Annotated in this window: 16 protein-coding genes; 9 read left to right on the top strand and 7 right to left on the bottom strand. The window is 63.6% G+C overall.

Annotated elements, in window-relative coordinates; translation table 11 throughout:
* Positions 1-61 precede the first annotated feature (61 nt).
* The 5 genes from KP004_RS06660 to ybaK form a co-directional block, all read right to left on the bottom strand.
* The gene (locus KP004_RS06660; RefSeq protein WP_216801571.1) at positions 62-1,498 is read right to left on the bottom strand and encodes a sigma-54-dependent transcriptional regulator; all 1,437 of its coding nucleotides are present in this window, start codon (positions 1,496-1,498) and stop codon (positions 62-64) included.
* Positions 1,499-1,664: 166 nt separating this feature from the next.
* Entirely contained in the window at positions 1,665-2,750 is a 1,086-nt protein-coding gene (locus KP004_RS06655) for a two-component system sensor histidine kinase NtrB (RefSeq protein ID WP_216801570.1), read from the bottom strand.
* A complete protein-coding gene (gene dusB, locus KP004_RS06650) occupies positions 2,743-3,708 on the bottom strand; it encodes a tRNA dihydrouridine synthase DusB (protein WP_216801569.1) in 966 nt (321 codons plus the stop codon). The genes KP004_RS06655 and dusB overlap by 8 nt, the downstream gene beginning before the upstream one ends.
* A gap of 255 nt (positions 3,709-3,963) precedes the next feature.
* Positions 3,964-4,809 (bottom strand): SIR2 family NAD-dependent protein deacylase, encoded by an 846-nt coding sequence (locus KP004_RS06645; RefSeq protein WP_239026970.1) that lies wholly within the window; start codon positions 4,807-4,809, stop codon positions 3,964-3,966.
* 2 nt (positions 4,810-4,811) lie between these two features.
* Entirely contained in the window at positions 4,812-5,294 is a 483-nt protein-coding gene (gene ybaK / locus KP004_RS06640) for a Cys-tRNA(Pro) deacylase (RefSeq protein ID WP_216801568.1), read from the bottom strand.
* A 127-nt stretch (positions 5,295-5,421) separates the two neighbouring features.
* Here ybaK and KP004_RS06635 point away from each other — a divergent pair, with 127 nt between their 5' ends.
* From KP004_RS06635 to KP004_RS06595, 9 genes are all read left to right on the top strand, one after another.
* Positions 5,422-5,832 (top strand): response regulator, encoded by a 411-nt coding sequence (locus tag KP004_RS06635; protein WP_216801567.1) that lies wholly within the window; start codon positions 5,422-5,424, stop codon positions 5,830-5,832.
* Between the two features lie 2 nt (positions 5,833-5,834).
* The gene (locus KP004_RS06630; protein WP_216801566.1) at positions 5,835-6,344 is read left to right on the top strand and encodes a YkgJ family cysteine cluster protein; all 510 of its coding nucleotides are present in this window, start codon (positions 5,835-5,837) and stop codon (positions 6,342-6,344) included.
* A 126-nt stretch (positions 6,345-6,470) separates the two neighbouring features.
* Positions 6,471-6,728, top strand: a complete 258-nt coding sequence (locus tag KP004_RS06625; RefSeq protein ID WP_216801565.1) for a TIGR03905 family TSCPD domain-containing protein — start codon at positions 6,471-6,473, stop codon at positions 6,726-6,728.
* Between the two features lie 11 nt (positions 6,729-6,739).
* Positions 6,740-6,961 carry a hypothetical protein gene (locus tag KP004_RS06620; protein WP_216801564.1) on the top strand — a complete coding sequence of 74 codons (222 nt, stop codon included), beginning with the start codon at positions 6,740-6,742 and terminating at the stop codon, positions 6,959-6,961.
* A gap of 201 nt (positions 6,962-7,162) precedes the next feature.
* Positions 7,163-7,933, top strand: a complete 771-nt coding sequence (locus KP004_RS06615) for an enoyl-ACP reductase FabI (protein ID WP_216801563.1) — start codon at positions 7,163-7,165, stop codon at positions 7,931-7,933.
* A 42-nt stretch (positions 7,934-7,975) separates the two neighbouring features.
* Complete coding sequence (gene hflX, locus KP004_RS06610) at positions 7,976-9,649, top strand: GTPase HflX (RefSeq protein ID WP_216802419.1); 1,674 nt, start codon at positions 7,976-7,978, stop codon at positions 9,647-9,649.
* A 42-nt stretch (positions 9,650-9,691) separates the two neighbouring features.
* Positions 9,692-10,309, top strand: coding sequence for a trimeric intracellular cation channel family protein (locus tag KP004_RS06605; RefSeq protein WP_216801562.1), 618 nt, complete (start codon positions 9,692-9,694; stop codon positions 10,307-10,309).
* A 3-nt stretch (positions 10,310-10,312) separates the two neighbouring features.
* Complete coding sequence (locus KP004_RS06600; protein WP_216801561.1) at positions 10,313-10,780, top strand: NUDIX hydrolase; 468 nt, start codon at positions 10,313-10,315, stop codon at positions 10,778-10,780.
* A gap of 306 nt (positions 10,781-11,086) precedes the next feature.
* Entirely contained in the window at positions 11,087-13,276 is a 2,190-nt protein-coding gene (locus tag KP004_RS06595; RefSeq protein WP_216801560.1) for a methyl-accepting chemotaxis protein, read from the top strand.
* 106 nt (positions 13,277-13,382) lie between these two features.
* Here the strand turns inward: KP004_RS06595 and rtcA are convergent, their stop codons facing one another.
* On the bottom strand, positions 13,383-14,423 hold the full coding sequence (gene rtcA, locus KP004_RS06590; protein ID WP_216801559.1) for an RNA 3'-terminal phosphate cyclase: 1,041 nt from the start codon (positions 14,421-14,423) through the stop codon (positions 13,383-13,385).
* A gap of 13 nt (positions 14,424-14,436) precedes the next feature.
* Entirely contained in the window at positions 14,437-15,609 is a 1,173-nt protein-coding gene (locus tag KP004_RS06585; RefSeq protein WP_216801558.1) for a 6-phosphofructokinase, read from the bottom strand.
* Positions 15,610-15,631 lie beyond the last annotated feature (22 nt).

Here is a 15,631-nt window from a genome sequence, read left to right as displayed (position 1 = left end):
ATGTGCTCAGATTATCTCCGTGGCTAATGGTTGTGAGGGTTTTGAAGTCTCAATCTTCCTCTTACTCCTTGCGCAGTTCGATGCCCAGTTCGGTGATCTTCTTTCTGAGGGTGTTGCGGTTGATGCCCAGGATGTCCGCGGCACGCACCTGGTTGCCACGGGTCTTCTCCAAAACGAAGCGGATCAGCGGACGCTCGACCTGCTCCAGCACCATGGCATGCACGTCGCCGCTCTCCATCTTCTCCATGTTGGAGAAGCAGCCGCGCAGCTTGAGATCGACGATCCCCTCCAGCGACAATTCCTCCCCCTTACCTTCCCCCTGCCGGTTCCTGAGGCCGGGGAAATCGGAGGCAACCAGGAGCGGGTCGGGCGACAGGATCACGGCTCTCTTGATGGTGTTCTCCAGTTCGCGGATGTTGCCGGGCCAGTTGTAGTTGGAGAGGAGCTTCACGGCATCGGCCGAGGTGCGCTTTTGCGGCACCTCGAGCTCCGCGCAGATCTTGCCCAGGAAGTACTGCACCAGGAGCGGGATGTCCTCCTTGCGGTCGCGCAGCGGCACCAGCTGGATCGGGATCACGTTGAGGCGGTAGTAGAGGTCCTCGCGGAACTGCTTGTTGCGCACGCTCTCCTCGAGATCCTGGTTGGTGGCGGCCACCACCCTGACGTCGACCGGGATGCTCTGGTTGCCGCCGGTCCTGGTGATCTCGCGCTCCTGCAGCACCCTGAGGATCTTGGCCTGCAGGTCGATGGGCATGTCGCCGATCTCGTCCAGGAAGATGGTGCCGCCGTTGGCCTGCTCGAACTTGCCCAGCTTCCGCTCGGTGGCGCCGGTGAAGGCGCCCTTCTCGAAGCCGAACAGCTCGCTTTCCAGCAGCTCCTTGGGGATGGCGGCGCAGTTGAGCGGGATGAAGGGCTTGCCAAGGCGCTTGGAGTTGTAGTGGATGGCGCGGGCGATCAGCTCCTTGCCGGTACCCGACTCCCCCTGCACCAGGACGGTGACGTCGGAAGGGGCCACCTTGCCGATGGTCTTGTAGACCTCGCGCATGGCGGGGGAGTTGCCGATGATGGTCTTCTCGAGCTGGTAACGGTCCGCGAGCTCTTCCTTCAGGAGCGAAACCTGTGAGGTCATCTCGCGCGCCCGGCTCACCTTCTCCACGACCGCGTCGATCACGCCCAAGTCGAAGGGCTTGGTCAGGTAGTCGTAGGCGCCGCGCTTCATCGCCTCGACGGCGTTCTTCATGCTCGCCTCGGCGGTCATGATCACCACCATCAGGTCAGCGCGTTCCTCCTTGACCCGATCCAGCAGCTCCAGTCCCGTGACGCCCGGCATCTTGATGTCCAAAAGCGCCAGGTCGTAGACGTTTTCCTTGATGAGCTTGAGCGCCTCGTTGCCGTCCTTGGCCAGCTCGACGTTGAAACCTTTCTTCTTGAGGGCCTTGGAAAGGACCCAGCGCATGCTCTCTTCGTCATCCGCCACGAGAATGTTGTTGATAGACATAAAAACTCCTAAAAACCGTTCAATGTTCGACGTTCAACGTTCGATGCGGTCATCCGGCATTGGACTCTACGCCTTGACTTGCCACGCTGCAGGTCAGGCCAGGATGACGGCGTCTCTGCAAGAGGCGCAATCGAACCTTGAACGTAGAACGTTGAACGGCTGTAAATTATTGCACCAGCGGCAGCATGACGGTGAAGACGGTGCCGCGGGACGGATCGGAATCGACGCGGATCATGCCGCGGTGCTCGGACACGATCTTCTGGCAGATGGCAAGCCCTAGCCCCGTGCCCTGCGACTTGGTGGTGAAAAACGGGGTGAACATGTTCTCCAGTACGTCCGCCGGAATGCCGGGACCGTTGTCGGTGATGTCGATGGCCACCATGCGGGCCCGCCGCTCCCCCTTCTGGGTCAGGGCGTAGTCGGCCAGAACCCGGCTGGTCACTTTGACCACGCCGCCGGTGCCCACGGCCTCCATGGCATTCTTGATCAGGTTGAGGAACAGCTGGGTCAGGAGCGCCTCGTCCGCCAGTATCGGGGGGATGCTCGGATCGAAGTACTGCTGCAGGTAGAGCTCCTTGCCGTCGCAGGCGTTTTTCTGCAACAGGACGATATCGGAGAGAACCCGGTGCAGGTTCACCTTGCCGAGTTTAAGCCGCCCGGGGGAAGCGAGGCCGAGCAGTTCCTCGACGATCACGTTGACCCGCTGCACTTCCTTCAGCATGACCCGCACGTACTCCCTGAGATCCTCGTTGTCCGGGAACTCCATCTCCAGGAGCTGGGCCGCCCCCTTGATGCCGCCCAGCGGGTTCTTGATCTCGTGGGCGAGCCCCGCGGCGAGTGCGCCCAGCGAGGAAAGCCGGTCCGCCTGGCGCACGGCGCTCTCGAGCTCACGCACGTTGGTGAGGTCGCGCAAGAGCACGATGGTGCCGATCCGCTCGCCGCTCGAACTCAAAAGCGGCGACGTGCTGGTCCCCACCGGGGTGATGCGCCCTCCCCTTTTGAGCACGATGTTCTCGTGGTCGGAGACGGACATCCCGGTGCTGACGGTCTTCGCCACCAGTTCGTTGAGGGCCGCGTCACCCTTGAAGATCTCGCTGAACAGATGCCCCAGCGCCTGGCGCTTGGACACGCCGGTCAGCTCCTCGGCAGCGGGGTTCACCAGCGTCACGGCACCGGTGTTGTCCAGGACGATGACGCCGTCGCCCACGCTGTCGACCACATTCGCGTAATAGTTCTCCAACCGGTCAGCCATTAAAGAACTCCTCCATCGCCCCGACAAGCTCGGCAGCATGCTCGATCCGGTTCACCGCGGCACGGAACTGTGCGGCTCCCGGAAGCCCCTTTGAGTACCAGGCGAGATGCTTGCGCATCTCCATCAGGGCCACTCTGCCCCCCTCGAACTCCGTGAAGAGCTCGAAATGCCTGCGGGCAACCGCAAGTCGTTCCGCCACCGTCGGCGGCACCGGGACCTCGCCTGCCATAAGGGCGAGCGCCTCCCGGAACAGCCAGGGATTCCCCATCGCGCCGCGGGCGACCATCACCGCATCGCAACCGGTCTCCCGGAACATGCGGACCACGTCGTCCGCGCTGAAGAGATCGCCGCTGCCGATCACCGGGATCTTCAGGGCACTCTTCAGTTCAGCAAGCTTGGCCCAGTTCGCCTTCCCCTCGAACATCTGGGCCCGGCTCCTGGGGTGCAGGGTGATGGCGTCGCACCCTTCTTCCTGTGCGATGCGCCCCACCTCGAGAAAGGTATCGTCGCCGCAGACCCAGCCGGTCCGGATCTTCACGGTAAAGGGGAGCGAGGTCGCCTTGCGCACGCAACGGACGATGCGTCCCACCTTGGCCGGGTCCTTCATCAGCGCGCTGCCGGCGCCGGTGCCGACCACCTTCTTCACCGGGCAGCCCATGTTGATGTCGATCAGCTCGCCGTATCCCTCGACCAGCCGCGCCGCCTCGGCCAGCATCTCCGGCTCGTCGCCGAAGAGCTGCATCCCGATGGGACGGTCCTCGGGGGTCGTCTTCAGCAGGTCGAAACTCTTGCGCCCCTCCCTGGTCAGGCCGTTGACGCTGACCATCTCGGTAAAGGTGAGGGAGGCGCCCCCCTCGCGCGCGATGATGCGCATGGGGAGGTTGGTGATGCCGGCCATAGGGGCCAGAAATACCCGATTCTTCAAGGTAAGGGAGCCGATGGCCACCGTGTTTTGCATATGTGATGACTTCCTTATCTGCCTAAAAAATGTGCATACTAACAACTAAGAATTTAAAACGCAAGGGTTTTTTGTGGTTCGCGTATACGAAAAAGGAGGGTGTCTGAAAGAAAAAAACGAAATGGTGGATGCCGTTGAGAGCCGGGCTCCTCCCCCTGGAGGGGGGAGGTCGGGAGGGGGGCAGCTTTGGCGGGTTTCCCCCTCCCCCGCCCTCCCCCTCCGGGGGAGGGAGAATTGGGGAGTGAGAGGACGTATTCAGGTGGCAGCCAAGCGCAGCATCCGTTCTATGCCGCTCAACCCCTCCACGGCGCCGCAGGGAAGGGAGAGGTGCGGCTGCCGGATCTGCGGCTCACGCGGGTTGATGCGGATGACCCGCGCGCCGGAGAGGGAGCCGATCCGCTCGCTGGCGGCACGCACGGTGGGGATGGCGGTCCCGGCGCCCAGTTCGACGACCGTGATGCGCCTGCCTAAGTGGCGGGACAGGAACTGCCGGAAGTGCTCCTGCTGCCTTTGGGTGCGGTCGCCGATCCAGGCGTAGTCGCCGAACATGAGGATGTTGGGGCGCGCCGCCCGGCCGCAGCGGGGACAAAGCGGCACGTGGTCGGCGCGCATCGTTTCCTCATCGATCCGGAACGCTTCCCGGTTGTCCCAGATCCGGTCGCAGCAGGGGCCGGTGCACTGCAGGTGGTGAATGGAGCCGTGGAACTCGAGTACTGCCTGCTCCGGAAAGCCGGCCTTCTGGAACTGCCCGTCCACGTTGGAGGTGGCCACGAACAGGTCGAGGCCATAGCGCGCGGCCCAGTCGCGCAGGAGCGCGAAGCCCGCATGGGGAACCGTGGCGCGGTAGAGGTTGGTGCGGTGGCCGTAGAAGCCCCAGCCGAAGGCCGGATCGTGTTCGAAGTGCTCGGGGTTGGCGGCGTCGACGAAGCTGATGCCGAGCCGCTGGTACAGGGGATAGGCGCGCCAGAAGCCGGTGTCGCCGCGGAAATCGGGGAGTCCGGAATCGACCCCCATGCCGGCGCCCGCGGTAACGACGAGTGCCTGCGCGCCGGCGACTGCCTCGGCCGCGGCCCTGAACACGGGGGCGAGATCGGCCGCCACGTCTAGATCCCCACCTTGACCGGGATCGGCTTCAGCACCCGCTGCAGCTCGGAGGGAGGCAGCGAAACCAGGAAGCCGCGGCTGCCGCCGTTGATGTAGACGAGGGGGAGTTCGAGGATGCTCTCCTCGATGTAGACCGGCATCTGCTTCCTGGTGCCGAAGGGAGAGGTCCCTCCCACCATGTAGCCGGAATGCCGGTTGGCGGTGTCGGGGGTGCAGGGGGTGACGCTCTTGACGCCGATGGCGCGGGCCAGCTCCTTGGTGGAAACCTGCAGGTCGCCGTGCATCAGCACCACGAGCGGCGCGCGGGTCTCGTCCTCCATGATCAGGGTCTTGATGACGCTGTGTTCGTCGACGCCCAGCTCGCGCGCCGAAACGGCGGTGCCGCCCTTCTCCTCGTATTGGTAGGGATGCTCGCCGAAGGTAACTCCCGCCTGCCGCAGTACCCGGATGGCGGCCGTGACCGGCGACTTCACCTTGGCCATTGCAGTTCTCCTTGAACAGATTTGATTTCGCTAGTAAAAAAGTCACTTGCCAGGCACGGACATACCGGCTATAGATTAATAGCACGTCTCAAGCAGCTTAACAACCGTGTAACTAGGGTAACTTGTTATGGGAAATGAGAATCAACGGCCGGCCAAAGTACTGGTCATGGACGACGACGAGATGGTCCGGTTCGTAGCGGGGGAAACCCTGAAGCGCTACGGTTTCGAGGTGGAGTTCGCCAACGACGGCGCCCAGGCCGTGGAGATTTACCATGAGCGGCACCAAACCGGCGACACCTTCGCCGCCGTGATCCTGGACCTCAACATCCCGGGCGGCATGGGAGGACAGGAGGCGATGCAACGCCTGCTCGAGATAGACCCCGGCGCCAAGGGGTACGTCTCCAGCGGCCGCACCGACGACCCGGTCATGATGAATTACCGCAACTACGGCTTCAGCGGCACCATCGAGAAGCCCTATTTCTACCTGAACAAGCAGCTGATGGAAGAGTTCAGCAAGACCCTGCGCGGCACCGAGTAAGCATGACCGGATTGGAAAACTACCTCGCCCTTTTGTCCCGCGTCGACGAGATCTGCCGGCGCACGTCGGAAACCTTCAGCGCACACATCACCTGCCGTGCAGGCTGCGACGCCTGCTGCCGCCACCTTTCCATCTTCGCCGTGGAAGCCGCCGCGCTCGCCCACGCGTTGCGAGAGCTCCCCGCGGAACAGGCCGAACTGGTCCGCTCGAAGGCCCGCGATGCGCGGGAAGGCTCCCCCTGTCCGCTGCTCCATGACGGACTCTGCCTGCTCTACCAGGCCAGGCCGATCATCTGCCGCACCCATGGACTGCCGCTTCTGCTTTTGCGCGAGGGGGAAAGGTCGGTAGACTTCTGCCCGGAGAATTTCCAGGGACTTCCCAGCATCCCCGGCAGCGCGGTCATCGACCTGGAGCGGCTGAACATGATGCTGGCCACGGTCAACGCGCTGTACCTGCAGTCCTTCCCCGGTCCGGAGCGGCTCACCATCGCCCAGGCGCTTCTCACCGATTGACTTTTCCCTCGACTTCAGGGTATATGGCCCGTGCGAAAGTTTCGCGTCATGCCGTCAACCGACCCGGGCCGGCGCCGCGGACCAGCGCACATATACCATTAGGCTGGAAAAAGGAGAGGCAACACTATGAAGGTGAGCTACAACACGTCCGGGAGCTGCGCCTCCCGCATCGAGATAGAGATCGAAGACGGCGTCATCGTCGCCACCAAGTTCGTGGACGGCTGTGCCGGCAACACCCAGGCGGTCGCCGCCCTGGTGCGCGGCATGGAGGTCAGCGAGGCGATCAGGCGCCTGAAGGGCATCGCCTGCCAGGGTGACACCTCCTGTCCCGACCAACTGGCGCGAGCCCTGGAGCAGTCACAATGCAGCACCAGACCTTCCTAGACGGAGGCATTATGGAAATCTTCGGCGGGTTCATGATGATGATGAGCATCATCGGCTTCTTCCTGGTGGTGATCTGGTTCATCCTCCCCTTCGTGATCTTCAACATCAAGGGACGGGTGGACCGCTCCGCCGCGATGCTGGAGGAGATGGACCAGCGCCTGAAGAACATCGAGCGGCTCATACAGGAGCAGCGCAACAGCGAGGAGCAGCGACCGCTCGACCCGCCGCTGTAACTCACCCTGTACAACCGACTCTTACCGCCCGGCCCTCCCCCTCACCGAGGGGGAGCATGCCCCACCCCACCCTCTCGGACTCCCTTAAAAACCTGTCATATCCCTTGCCATCCCCCGCTTTTTTCATTATTATGTGCCGCTATGTGTCGGCCGACAGAGTAGATTCGTTTAATCTGCCGTAGCCGACGTCAAGGAGAGTTCATGGGTCTACTGGAAGGAAAAAAGGCACTTATTTTCGGCGTAGCTAACGATAAAAGCATCGCCTGGGCCACCGCCGAGGCATTTCACCGCGAGGGGGCCGAGGTGGCCCTGGCCTACGCGGGCGAGGCGGTTGCCAAGAGGGTGATGCCGCTGGCGGAGAACATCGGCTCCAAGCTGGTGCTCCCTTGTGATGTGAGAAGCGACGAGGAGATCGCGCGCCTGTTCGACCAGGTGCGTGAGGCGTGGGGAGGGCTGGACATCCTGGTGCACTCGGTCGCCTTCGCCAACAAGGAGGAGCTGAAGGGCTCCTTCCTGAACACCACCCGCGAGGGGTTTGCGACCGCGCTCGACATCAGCGCCTACTCGCTGATCGCCATGGCACGCGAGGCCGCACCGCTCATGCAGGGGCGTGACGGCAGCGTGATCGCCATGACCTATTACGGCGCCCAGAAGGTGTTTCCAAGCTATAACGTGATGGGGGTGGCCAAGGCGGCGCTGGAGGCAAGCGTGCGCTACCTGGCCGAGGCGATGGGGCCGGAGGGGACCCGGGTGAACGCCATCTCGGCAGGACCTCTGCGGACCCTCGCTTCCGCAGGCATCGGCGGCTTCGGGCAGATCGCCGGGCACGTGGCGGAGAAGGCGCCGCTTAGGCGCAACATCTCCCAGGAGGAGGTCGGCAACGCCGCCCTCTATCTCGCCAGCCCGCTCGCCAGCGGCGTCACCGGCGAGATCCATTTCGTAGACTGCGGCTACAACATCATCGGGCTGTAGCGGAGGCGCGCCATCAAAGGACTGCACGGTAACCTTACAGGTCTGAAATCGAGCCAGGTAAAGAGGCTGGAAAGGCTGTACCGCCGCCGGGTGAAGCCGGGTGAGGTGGTTTCGCTGGAACTGGCCCGGGAAATGGCCGATATCTCGCTTGAGATCCGGCGCCAGCTCGGCATCCTGGTCTCCCGCATCGGCGAGATCGCCTACGTGGTGGTCGGGGACGAGCGCGGCATCATGATCCCGGCCCTGGACGAGTACCCGCTTGGGAAAAGGCTTTTGCGCGGCGTGCGCCTGGTGCACACCCACCTGAAGGGTGAAGTACTCTCCGACGACGACCTGACCGACCTGTCGCTGTTGCGTCTGGACCTGATCGCCGCCCTGCAGCTCACCCAGAACCCGGACCGCTTCTCGATCCAGACCGCGGCGCTGGTCCCGCCCAACGGCGGCCACCTACCCTACCAGGTCGAGCCCTCGGTCCCCTTCCTGAAGTACGACCTCGACTTCAAGGGTTTTGTGGAAACCCTGGAACAGACCATGGAGCGCGGCCTCAAGGAAGGCAAGGTGGTCGCCAGCGGTCAGGAGCGCGGCATCCTGATCTCGGTGACCCAGCGTCCCATGGAGGAGGCGGTCGATTCCATCGAGGAACTGAAGGAGCTCTCCCGCACCGCCGGGGTCGGCGTACTCGACACCGTGATCCAGCGTCCCAAGGAGTTCAACCCGCGCTACCTGCTGGGAGAGGGAAAGATCCGCGAAGTGGTGATCAAGGCGCTGCAGTACGGGGCGACCATGCTCGTTTTCGACCAGGAGCTCTCCCCGGCCCAGGTACGTTCCATATCGGAGCTGACCGAGCTGAAGGTCATCGACCGCAGCCAGCTCATCCTGGACATCTTCGCCCGGCGCGCCACCACTCAGGACGGCAAGGTCCAGGTCGAGCTAGCCCAGCTGAAGTACCTGATGCCCCGGCTCTCCGGGCGCGGCGTGCAGATGTCGCGGCTCATGGGGGGGATCGGCGGGCGCGGCCCCGGCGAGACCAAGCTGGAGGTCGACCGGCGCCGCATCCGCGACCGGATCGCGCACCTGGAGCGGGAGCTGAAGGAGCTCTCCAACGGCCGCTACCAGCGCCGCCAGAAGCGGGTCAAGGCGGGGATCCCCATCATCTCCATCGTGGGCTACACCAACGCAGGCAAGTCTACCCTCTTGAACACCATGACCAAGAGCGAGGTGTTCACCGAGGACCTCCTCTTCGCCACGCTGGACACCTCGTCGAGGCGGCTGCGCTTCCCGATGGACCGCGAGGTGATCATCACCGACACGGTCGGCTTCATCCGCAGCCTCCCGAAATCCCTGATGGGTGCCTTCAAGGCGACCCTGGAGGAGCTGAAGGACGCCGACCTCCTGGTCCACCTGGTCGACTGCAGCAACCCGCGCGTCGAGGAACAGATCAACCAGGTGAACACCATCCTGGCCGAACTGGAACTGTCGCAAAAGCCGACCCTGCTGGTGTTCAACAAGATGGACCTGCTCCCGGACCTGAAGAAGGGTGATCCCCTGGCCTTCATGAAGGTGCGGCAGCTGACCCGCAAGTACGGCGCGATCACCATCAGCGCCTCGGACAGAAAGACCCTCGAGCCACTCATGAAGGAGCTGCAGCAGCGCTTCTGGCACGACGTGGAGGATTACCGTGCTCCGGGGGAGAACCACGAGGAGTTCGAGGAGTAGCCTGCTCTCCCGATCCGCCCCCGCAGAGGAACCGATCTTTCCATGGACCAGCAAGCCATCATCTACGCCCTCGACCTTTTGGGCACCGTCGCCTTCGCCGCCTCGGGAGCGCTGGCCGGTGTGCGCCGCGGCATGGACCTTTTGGGGGTCATCGTACTGGGCATCGTCACCGCCACCGGCGGCGGCGTGATCCGCGACGTCCTTTTGAACGACACCCCTCCCTTTTGCTTCAAGAACGAGCTCTACCTCTACCTCGCCGTGGCCGCTTCGGTGGTGGTCTTTCTCACCCCCAGAAGCTTTGAGAGGATGAACCGCGCCATGCTCCTTCTGGACGCCCTGGGGCTCGGCACCTTCCTGGTGATCGGGACCTCGAAGGCGCTCCAGTTCAACCTGGGGCTCATGGGCGCCATCATCATGGGGGTCATGACCGCCACCTGCGGCGGGCTGGTGCGCGACCTGCTCTCCAACGAGATCCCGCTCATCCTGCAGCGCGAGATCTACGCCTCGGCCTGCGTGGTAGGCGGCGCCCTCTTCTTCTTCCTGCACCAGACCACGCTCCCCTCCCAGGTGAACCTCACCGTTTCCGCGCTCACCGTGATCGCGATCCGCTGCACCGCCATCGTGAAGGGTTGGCAGCTGCCGCGCGGCCAGACGCTCTAGCCTGTGCCCAAACGGAGCGCCGGGCTCATCATGTACCGCATCCGCAACGATGCCCCGGAGCTTTTCCTGGTGCACCCCGGCGGCCCGTTCTGGGCCCGCAAGGATGTCGGAGCCTGGTCCATTCCGAAGGGAGAGTACCTGGAGGGGGAAGATCCCTTCCTGGTGGCCCAACGCGAATTCATCGAGGAAACCGGACACCACCCCAGCGGCAGCTTCGTCGAACTGGCCGAAATCCGGCAGGCCGGAGGAAAGCCTGTGAAAGCCTGGGCCTTCCGCGGCGACTTCGATCCGGCGCTTCTCGTCAGCAACACCTTCACCATGGAATGGCCGCCGCGCTCCGGCCGACAGGCGGCGTTCCCCGAGGTGGACCGCGCCGGCTGGTTCGGCATCGCAGACGCCAGGGAAAAGATCCTCCCGAGCCAGCTCCCCCTGGTCGACCAGATCGTCGCCCTGCTGAACCGCGGCAGGTAACCCGCAACTTACATCCCCCCTACCCTTTGCCCCTTCGCACCAGCCTCTTTTTTTATCTTCTGCTACAAGGCGCCTTTGCCAAAAAGACAGCTCCGCAATAAAACGACGACACCTCCGAGCCGCCGGAAAGTTTTCCTACTTTTTTTATCGTATACACTTAAGTCCCCGAAGGCACTGACCGATAGAACATCATGACACCTTGAGCATCGACGTGTTCTTGCACATTTCGGCTGTCACGTTCTGACAGATAAAACACCTGGGCCGGTAACCGCCGTCCCGAGAACGAAGAGCACCACAGGGGGGAAGATGAAGATTCAGGACATGAAGATCGGTGCACGGCTCAGTGTTGGTTTCGGGGTGATCCTGTTACTGCTCCTCGTCATCGGAGCCATCAGCGTCTTCGGGATGCTGAAAATGGACTCCGGCCTCGAGACCATCGTCAAGAAGGACTACGCCAAGATCAAGCTGGCCAACGATGCGGCTAAGAACGTCACTGCCATCGTTTCCAGCGTCCAGAGCATGCTCCTGGAGACCGACGCGGCGGCGCGCCGCGAGGAGAACAAGAAGATCGACCAGACGCGTCAGCAGTACAAGAACGCCATGGAAAAGCTCGAAAAGCTGGAAACGACCGGGCAGGGGAAGGAGTTGATCGCCAAGGCGAAGCAGACCCTGGACAACGCCCGCAAGGCCAACAACCAGGTGCTCGAACTCGCCCTTGCCGGCGACAGCACGCGCGCCTCGTCCGTTTTCGAAAAGGATGCGGCCCCCCTGCTCGCACTGATCGCTCCTGCCTTCAACGAACTGGTGCAGTACCAGGAACAGGGAATCGAGGAGCGCTACCTCTCCGCCGCTGCGGTTTCCTCGCGCTCCCGCGTCATCGCCGTTTCCCTGGCCTTTCTGGCCATCGCCATCGGCGCACTGATCGGCTTTTGCATCACCCGCAGCATCAGCCGCCCGGTGCGCGCCCTCTCCGGCTGCGCCGACAGGTTGGCGCTCGGGGACGTCGAGGTCTCCATCGACACCGAGGGTAACGACGAGATCGCCATGCTGGCCCGCTCCTTCAAGAACATGGCCGACAACATCAAGGAAGCGTCCCTGGCGGCGGAAAGGGTGGCGCACGGCGACCTTTCGGTCCAGGTCACCCCCAAGTCGGAACAGGACCTGATGGGGAAAAACCTCTCCGCCATGATCGGCACCATCGGCAGACTGAGCGGCGAGATGAACGAACTGATCAAGGCGATCAGGGAAGGAAAGCTCAGCGTGCGCGGCGACGCAGCCGCCTTTGAGGGTGCCTGGGGCGAGCTCCTGGTCGGCCAGAACCGGCTCATCGAGGCGTTCGTGCAGCCGATCGACGTCACCTCGCGCTACCTCTCCCGCATCTCCAAGGGGGACATCCCCGAGAAGATCACCGACACCTACTACGGCGACTTCAACGACATCATCAACAGCCTGAACCTCCTCATCGACGCCAACAACGACGCCACCAGGCTCGCCAAGGAGATCGCGGAAGGGAACCTGCTCCTCGAGGTGAAGCAGCGCTCGGAAAACGACGGCTTGATGCAGGCGCTCGCCGCCATGGTGCAGAACCTGACCCGGGTGGTCACCGACGTCATGAACGCCGCGGACAACGTCACCTCAGGGAGCCAGGCGCTCAGTTCCACCTCGGAGGAGATGTCCCAGGGGGCCAGCGAGCAGGCAGCTTCGGCCGAAGAAGCGAGCGCCTCCATGGAGCAGATGACCTCCAACATCAGGCAGAACGCGGACAATTCGCTGCAGACCGAGAAGATCGCGGTGAAGTCGGCAACCGACGCCAGCGAAAGCGGAGACGCCGTGGCGAGGACGGTAGCGGCCATGAAGGAAATCGCCTCCAAGACCTCCATCATCGAGGAAATCGCGCGCCAGACCAACCTGCTGGCTCTGAACGCCGCCATCGAGGCGGCACGGGCGGGCGAGCACGGCAAAGGATTCGCCGTGGTGGCTTCCGAGGTGAGAAAGCTCGCCGAGCGGAGCCAGAAGGCGGCCGGGGAGATCGGGGACCTGTCGCTGACATCGGTGGAGGTGGCGGAGCACGCCGGAAACCTGCTGCAGATGCTGGTCCCGGACATCCACAAGACCGCGGAACTGGTGCAGGAGATCTCCGCGGCATGCAAGGAACAGGATTCCGGTGCCGAGCAGATCAACCGCGCCATCCAGCAGCTGGACCAGGTGATCCAGCAAAACGCCAGTGCATCCGAGGAGATGGCGTCGACGGCGGAGGAGCTCGCCTCGCAGGCGGAGCAGTTGCAGGGAACCATCGCCTTCTTCAAGGTCGGCGCGACTGCCCTGGAACAGCGGCAGCCGCCTAAGGGTGCCGCCCTCCCGCCATCCGCGACCGTGAAGCGGGGACAGCAGAAGCTGACCCGGGCGGCAAGCGCGCTGACCAAACTGAACGGGGTCGATTTGCAGATGGCGGCCAACGAAGAGAGCTTGTTGCAGGCGGGATTCGAGAGGTACTAGCTGAAGCGTTGATCCTTGCCGTAAAGGCGGCCCCAGGTGGGGCCGCCTTTTTTTGCGGAGGGGGAAGGGGACTGGCTGCCCCGGAATTATTGGATGAACTTTTTATTCAAGGTTGGGGGGTGATGGCCACTGCGCCGGGGCACCCTTCCCTTCCCTCCAGTTTGCAGGAGAGGTTCAGGAAGTACCCGGCCACCAACAGGTTGGTGACCAGGTGACTGGTGACACGCGAGGTCCGAAACAGCGAGCTTCCAGTACCGCGGGCCAGGTAGGGGACCAGCTGGTCCGCCAGGTGCGGATCGACCGGTTCGCCGCTTTCATGGTGTTCGAGAAATTCACGTGCGGCTTCGGCGCCGACCGCTTCGGCGGGCTTGCCCCGCTCACCGAGACCGGTGAACCCCGCCACGGCGTGCTCGTACTCCCCTTTGATGAAGATGAAGGTCCCCTGCCCGAAGGTCTGCACTTCCCGCGTCTCGACATCCATCGGCAGGCCGCGCTCCAGCTCCCCCCTGAGGCTCGCGAGGGCCGCCTGCAGCTGCCGCTCGGCGATGGTTCTCGGGAGGTTGCCCGCGGCCGACACGATACGCAACCGGTTGAGCCTCCCCCGTTCCCGGAACAGGCAGGGGGCGAGGACCTCGGCGGGTTGCACCAGGCAGCCGACCCGCCCTCCCCCTTTGGGGTAGAAGCCGAAGGAGTGGGCGACGGTTTCGCCGGCCACTCCCAGGCGGGCGATGCTGGGCCAGAAGATTTCCTCGAAATAGTTCCAGGACGGGCTGAAGGGGACATGGGTGCCGCCGATGACCGTGACCCGGCTTGCCTTGCGGGCGGCCAGCAGGGGGGGGATCACGGTCTGGAGCACCAGGGTGGCCGACCCGGCCGTGCCGATATCGAAGCTGTACTCTCCGGGAGTGATGCTGTCGGGCAGGAAGCTGAGTTCCGGTGAGCCGAGCCGGTCCCCGGCCACGTTGGCCGTGGCGATCCGTGCCGCCGCCTGCACCGCCATCAGGTGCTGCCGCATCAGCCCCGACTTGGCCCGGTTCTTCCGGATGTTGTAGACGTGAAACCCCTGCCCCGTGAGGCAGGACAGGCTCAGGGCGGTGCGCAACACCTGCCCTCCTCCTTCGCCCATGCTGCCGTCGATCTCGATCATAGCGCCACCGTCATCAGTATAAAAACATCGGCTTGCCCAGCACGTGGCGCACCCTGGGACGGTACTCCACCGAGTCGTACAGTTCGGCCACGTCCACCCTCTTCTCCCCCTGCATGATGGTGCTGATCGGGATGTGCCGGTAGGTCCCCCCCTGCATGGCCACCATGCGACCCGACATCCCCTCGCTGATCAGGTCCATGGTCATGTTGGCGTAGTTGTAGGCGACCATGAGGTCAAGCGAATCGGGTGCCCCGCTGCGCATGAGATAGGAGAGCTGCTGGTAGATGATGTGGGAGCCGGTCAACCGCTTCACCGCCTCGCTCACCACCACGCCGATCCCCCCGAGCTTCTTGTGGCCGTAGGCGTCCTCCTGGCCGTACTCCACGATCTGCCCCCCCACCATGGATGCCCCTTCCGAGATGGTCACCATGGCGTAGTTGCTGCGGTTGGACTTCTTGTCCTCCTGCAAGAGCAGCGAGAGTTTCTCGACGTCGAAGGGGACCTCGGAGATGAGCGCCCGGTCCACCCCGGCCAGGTAAGCTGAGATGAGCGAGGTCTCCCCGGAATTGCGGCCGAAGAGCTCCACCACGGCGATGCGCTCGTGGGAACCGGCGCTGGTACGCAGGTTGTGGATGAAGTTGACGCTCCTGGTGACCGCGGTGGAGAAGCCGATGCAGTAGTCGGTGCCGAAGACGTCGTTGTCCATGGTTTTCGGGATGGCGACGATGGGAACCCCCTCGCGGTTCAGCCGTTCGGCGTAGCTCAGGGTGTCATCCCCCCCGATCGGTATCAGCACGTCGATGCCCAGGTGCTCGAGGTTGGTGAGGATGTGCGGGGTGAAGTCGTGATGCCCGGAGGCGGCGGGGTCGAACTCGGCGCCGCGCAGGAAGATGGGGACGTCGCCGGCGGCGACCTTGCCAGGATTGGTGCGGCTCGTATGCAGGAAGGTACCACCGGAGCGGTCCACGGTGCGCACCGTGTGGCGGTCCAGCGGCATCACGGTGTTGTCCCAGGTGTCCGGGTCGTCCCGGTTGTAGGCCAAAAGCCCTCCCCAGCCGCGCCGGATGCCGACCACCCGGTAGCCGTTTTCGGATGCGCGGGCCACCAGGGTCTTCAGGGCCGGATTAAGCCCCGGCACATCGCCACCGCCGGTCAGAACGCCTATGGTCTTCTGCCTGTCTGCCATGGCAATCTCCTTTAATGATCAG

It is taken from the genome of Geomonas oryzisoli (assembly GCF_018986915.1).
Taxonomy (GTDB): domain Bacteria; phylum Desulfobacterota; class Desulfuromonadia; order Geobacterales; family Geobacteraceae; genus Geomonas; species Geomonas oryzisoli.
Note: the sequence above shows the minus strand (reverse complement) of the source record. Positions and strands in the feature narration are given on the sequence as shown.

Bases quoted from the DNA above. Each gene is read 5' to 3' on its own strand.
- KP004_RS06625 (WP_216801565.1), top strand. From the start codon at position 6,471: ATGAAGGTGAGCTACAACACGTCCGGGAGCTGCGCCTCCCGCATCGAG.
- KP004_RS06605 (WP_216801562.1), top strand. From the start codon at position 9,692: ATGGACCAGCAAGCCATCATCTACGCCCTCGACCTTTTGGGCACCGTC.
- KP004_RS06630 (WP_216801566.1), top strand. From the start codon at position 5,835: ATGACCGGATTGGAAAACTACCTCGCCCTTTTGTCCCGCGTCGACGAG.
- KP004_RS06585 (WP_216801558.1), bottom strand. From the start codon at position 15,609: ATGGCAGACAGGCAGAAGACCATAGGCGTTCTGACCGGCGGTGGCGAT.
- ybaK (WP_216801568.1), bottom strand. From the start codon at position 5,294: ATGGCCAAGGTGAAGTCGCCGGTCACGGCCGCCATCCGGGTACTGCGG.
- KP004_RS06595 (WP_216801560.1), top strand. From the start codon at position 11,087: ATGAAGATTCAGGACATGAAGATCGGTGCACGGCTCAGTGTTGGTTTC.
- KP004_RS06655 (WP_216801570.1), bottom strand. From the start codon at position 2,750: ATGGCTGACCGGTTGGAGAACTATTACGCGAATGTGGTCGACAGCGTG.
- rtcA (WP_216801559.1), bottom strand. From the start codon at position 14,423: ATGATCGAGATCGACGGCAGCATGGGCGAAGGAGGAGGGCAGGTGTTG.
- KP004_RS06620 (WP_216801564.1), top strand. From the start codon at position 6,740: ATGGAAATCTTCGGCGGGTTCATGATGATGATGAGCATCATCGGCTTC.
- KP004_RS06635 (WP_216801567.1), top strand. From the start codon at position 5,422: ATGGGAAATGAGAATCAACGGCCGGCCAAAGTACTGGTCATGGACGAC.
- dusB (WP_216801569.1), bottom strand. From the start codon at position 3,708: ATGCAAAACACGGTGGCCATCGGCTCCCTTACCTTGAAGAATCGGGTA.
- KP004_RS06615 (WP_216801563.1), top strand. From the start codon at position 7,163: ATGGGTCTACTGGAAGGAAAAAAGGCACTTATTTTCGGCGTAGCTAAC.
- KP004_RS06660 (WP_216801571.1), bottom strand. From the start codon at position 1,498: ATGTCTATCAACAACATTCTCGTGGCGGATGACGAAGAGAGCATGCGC.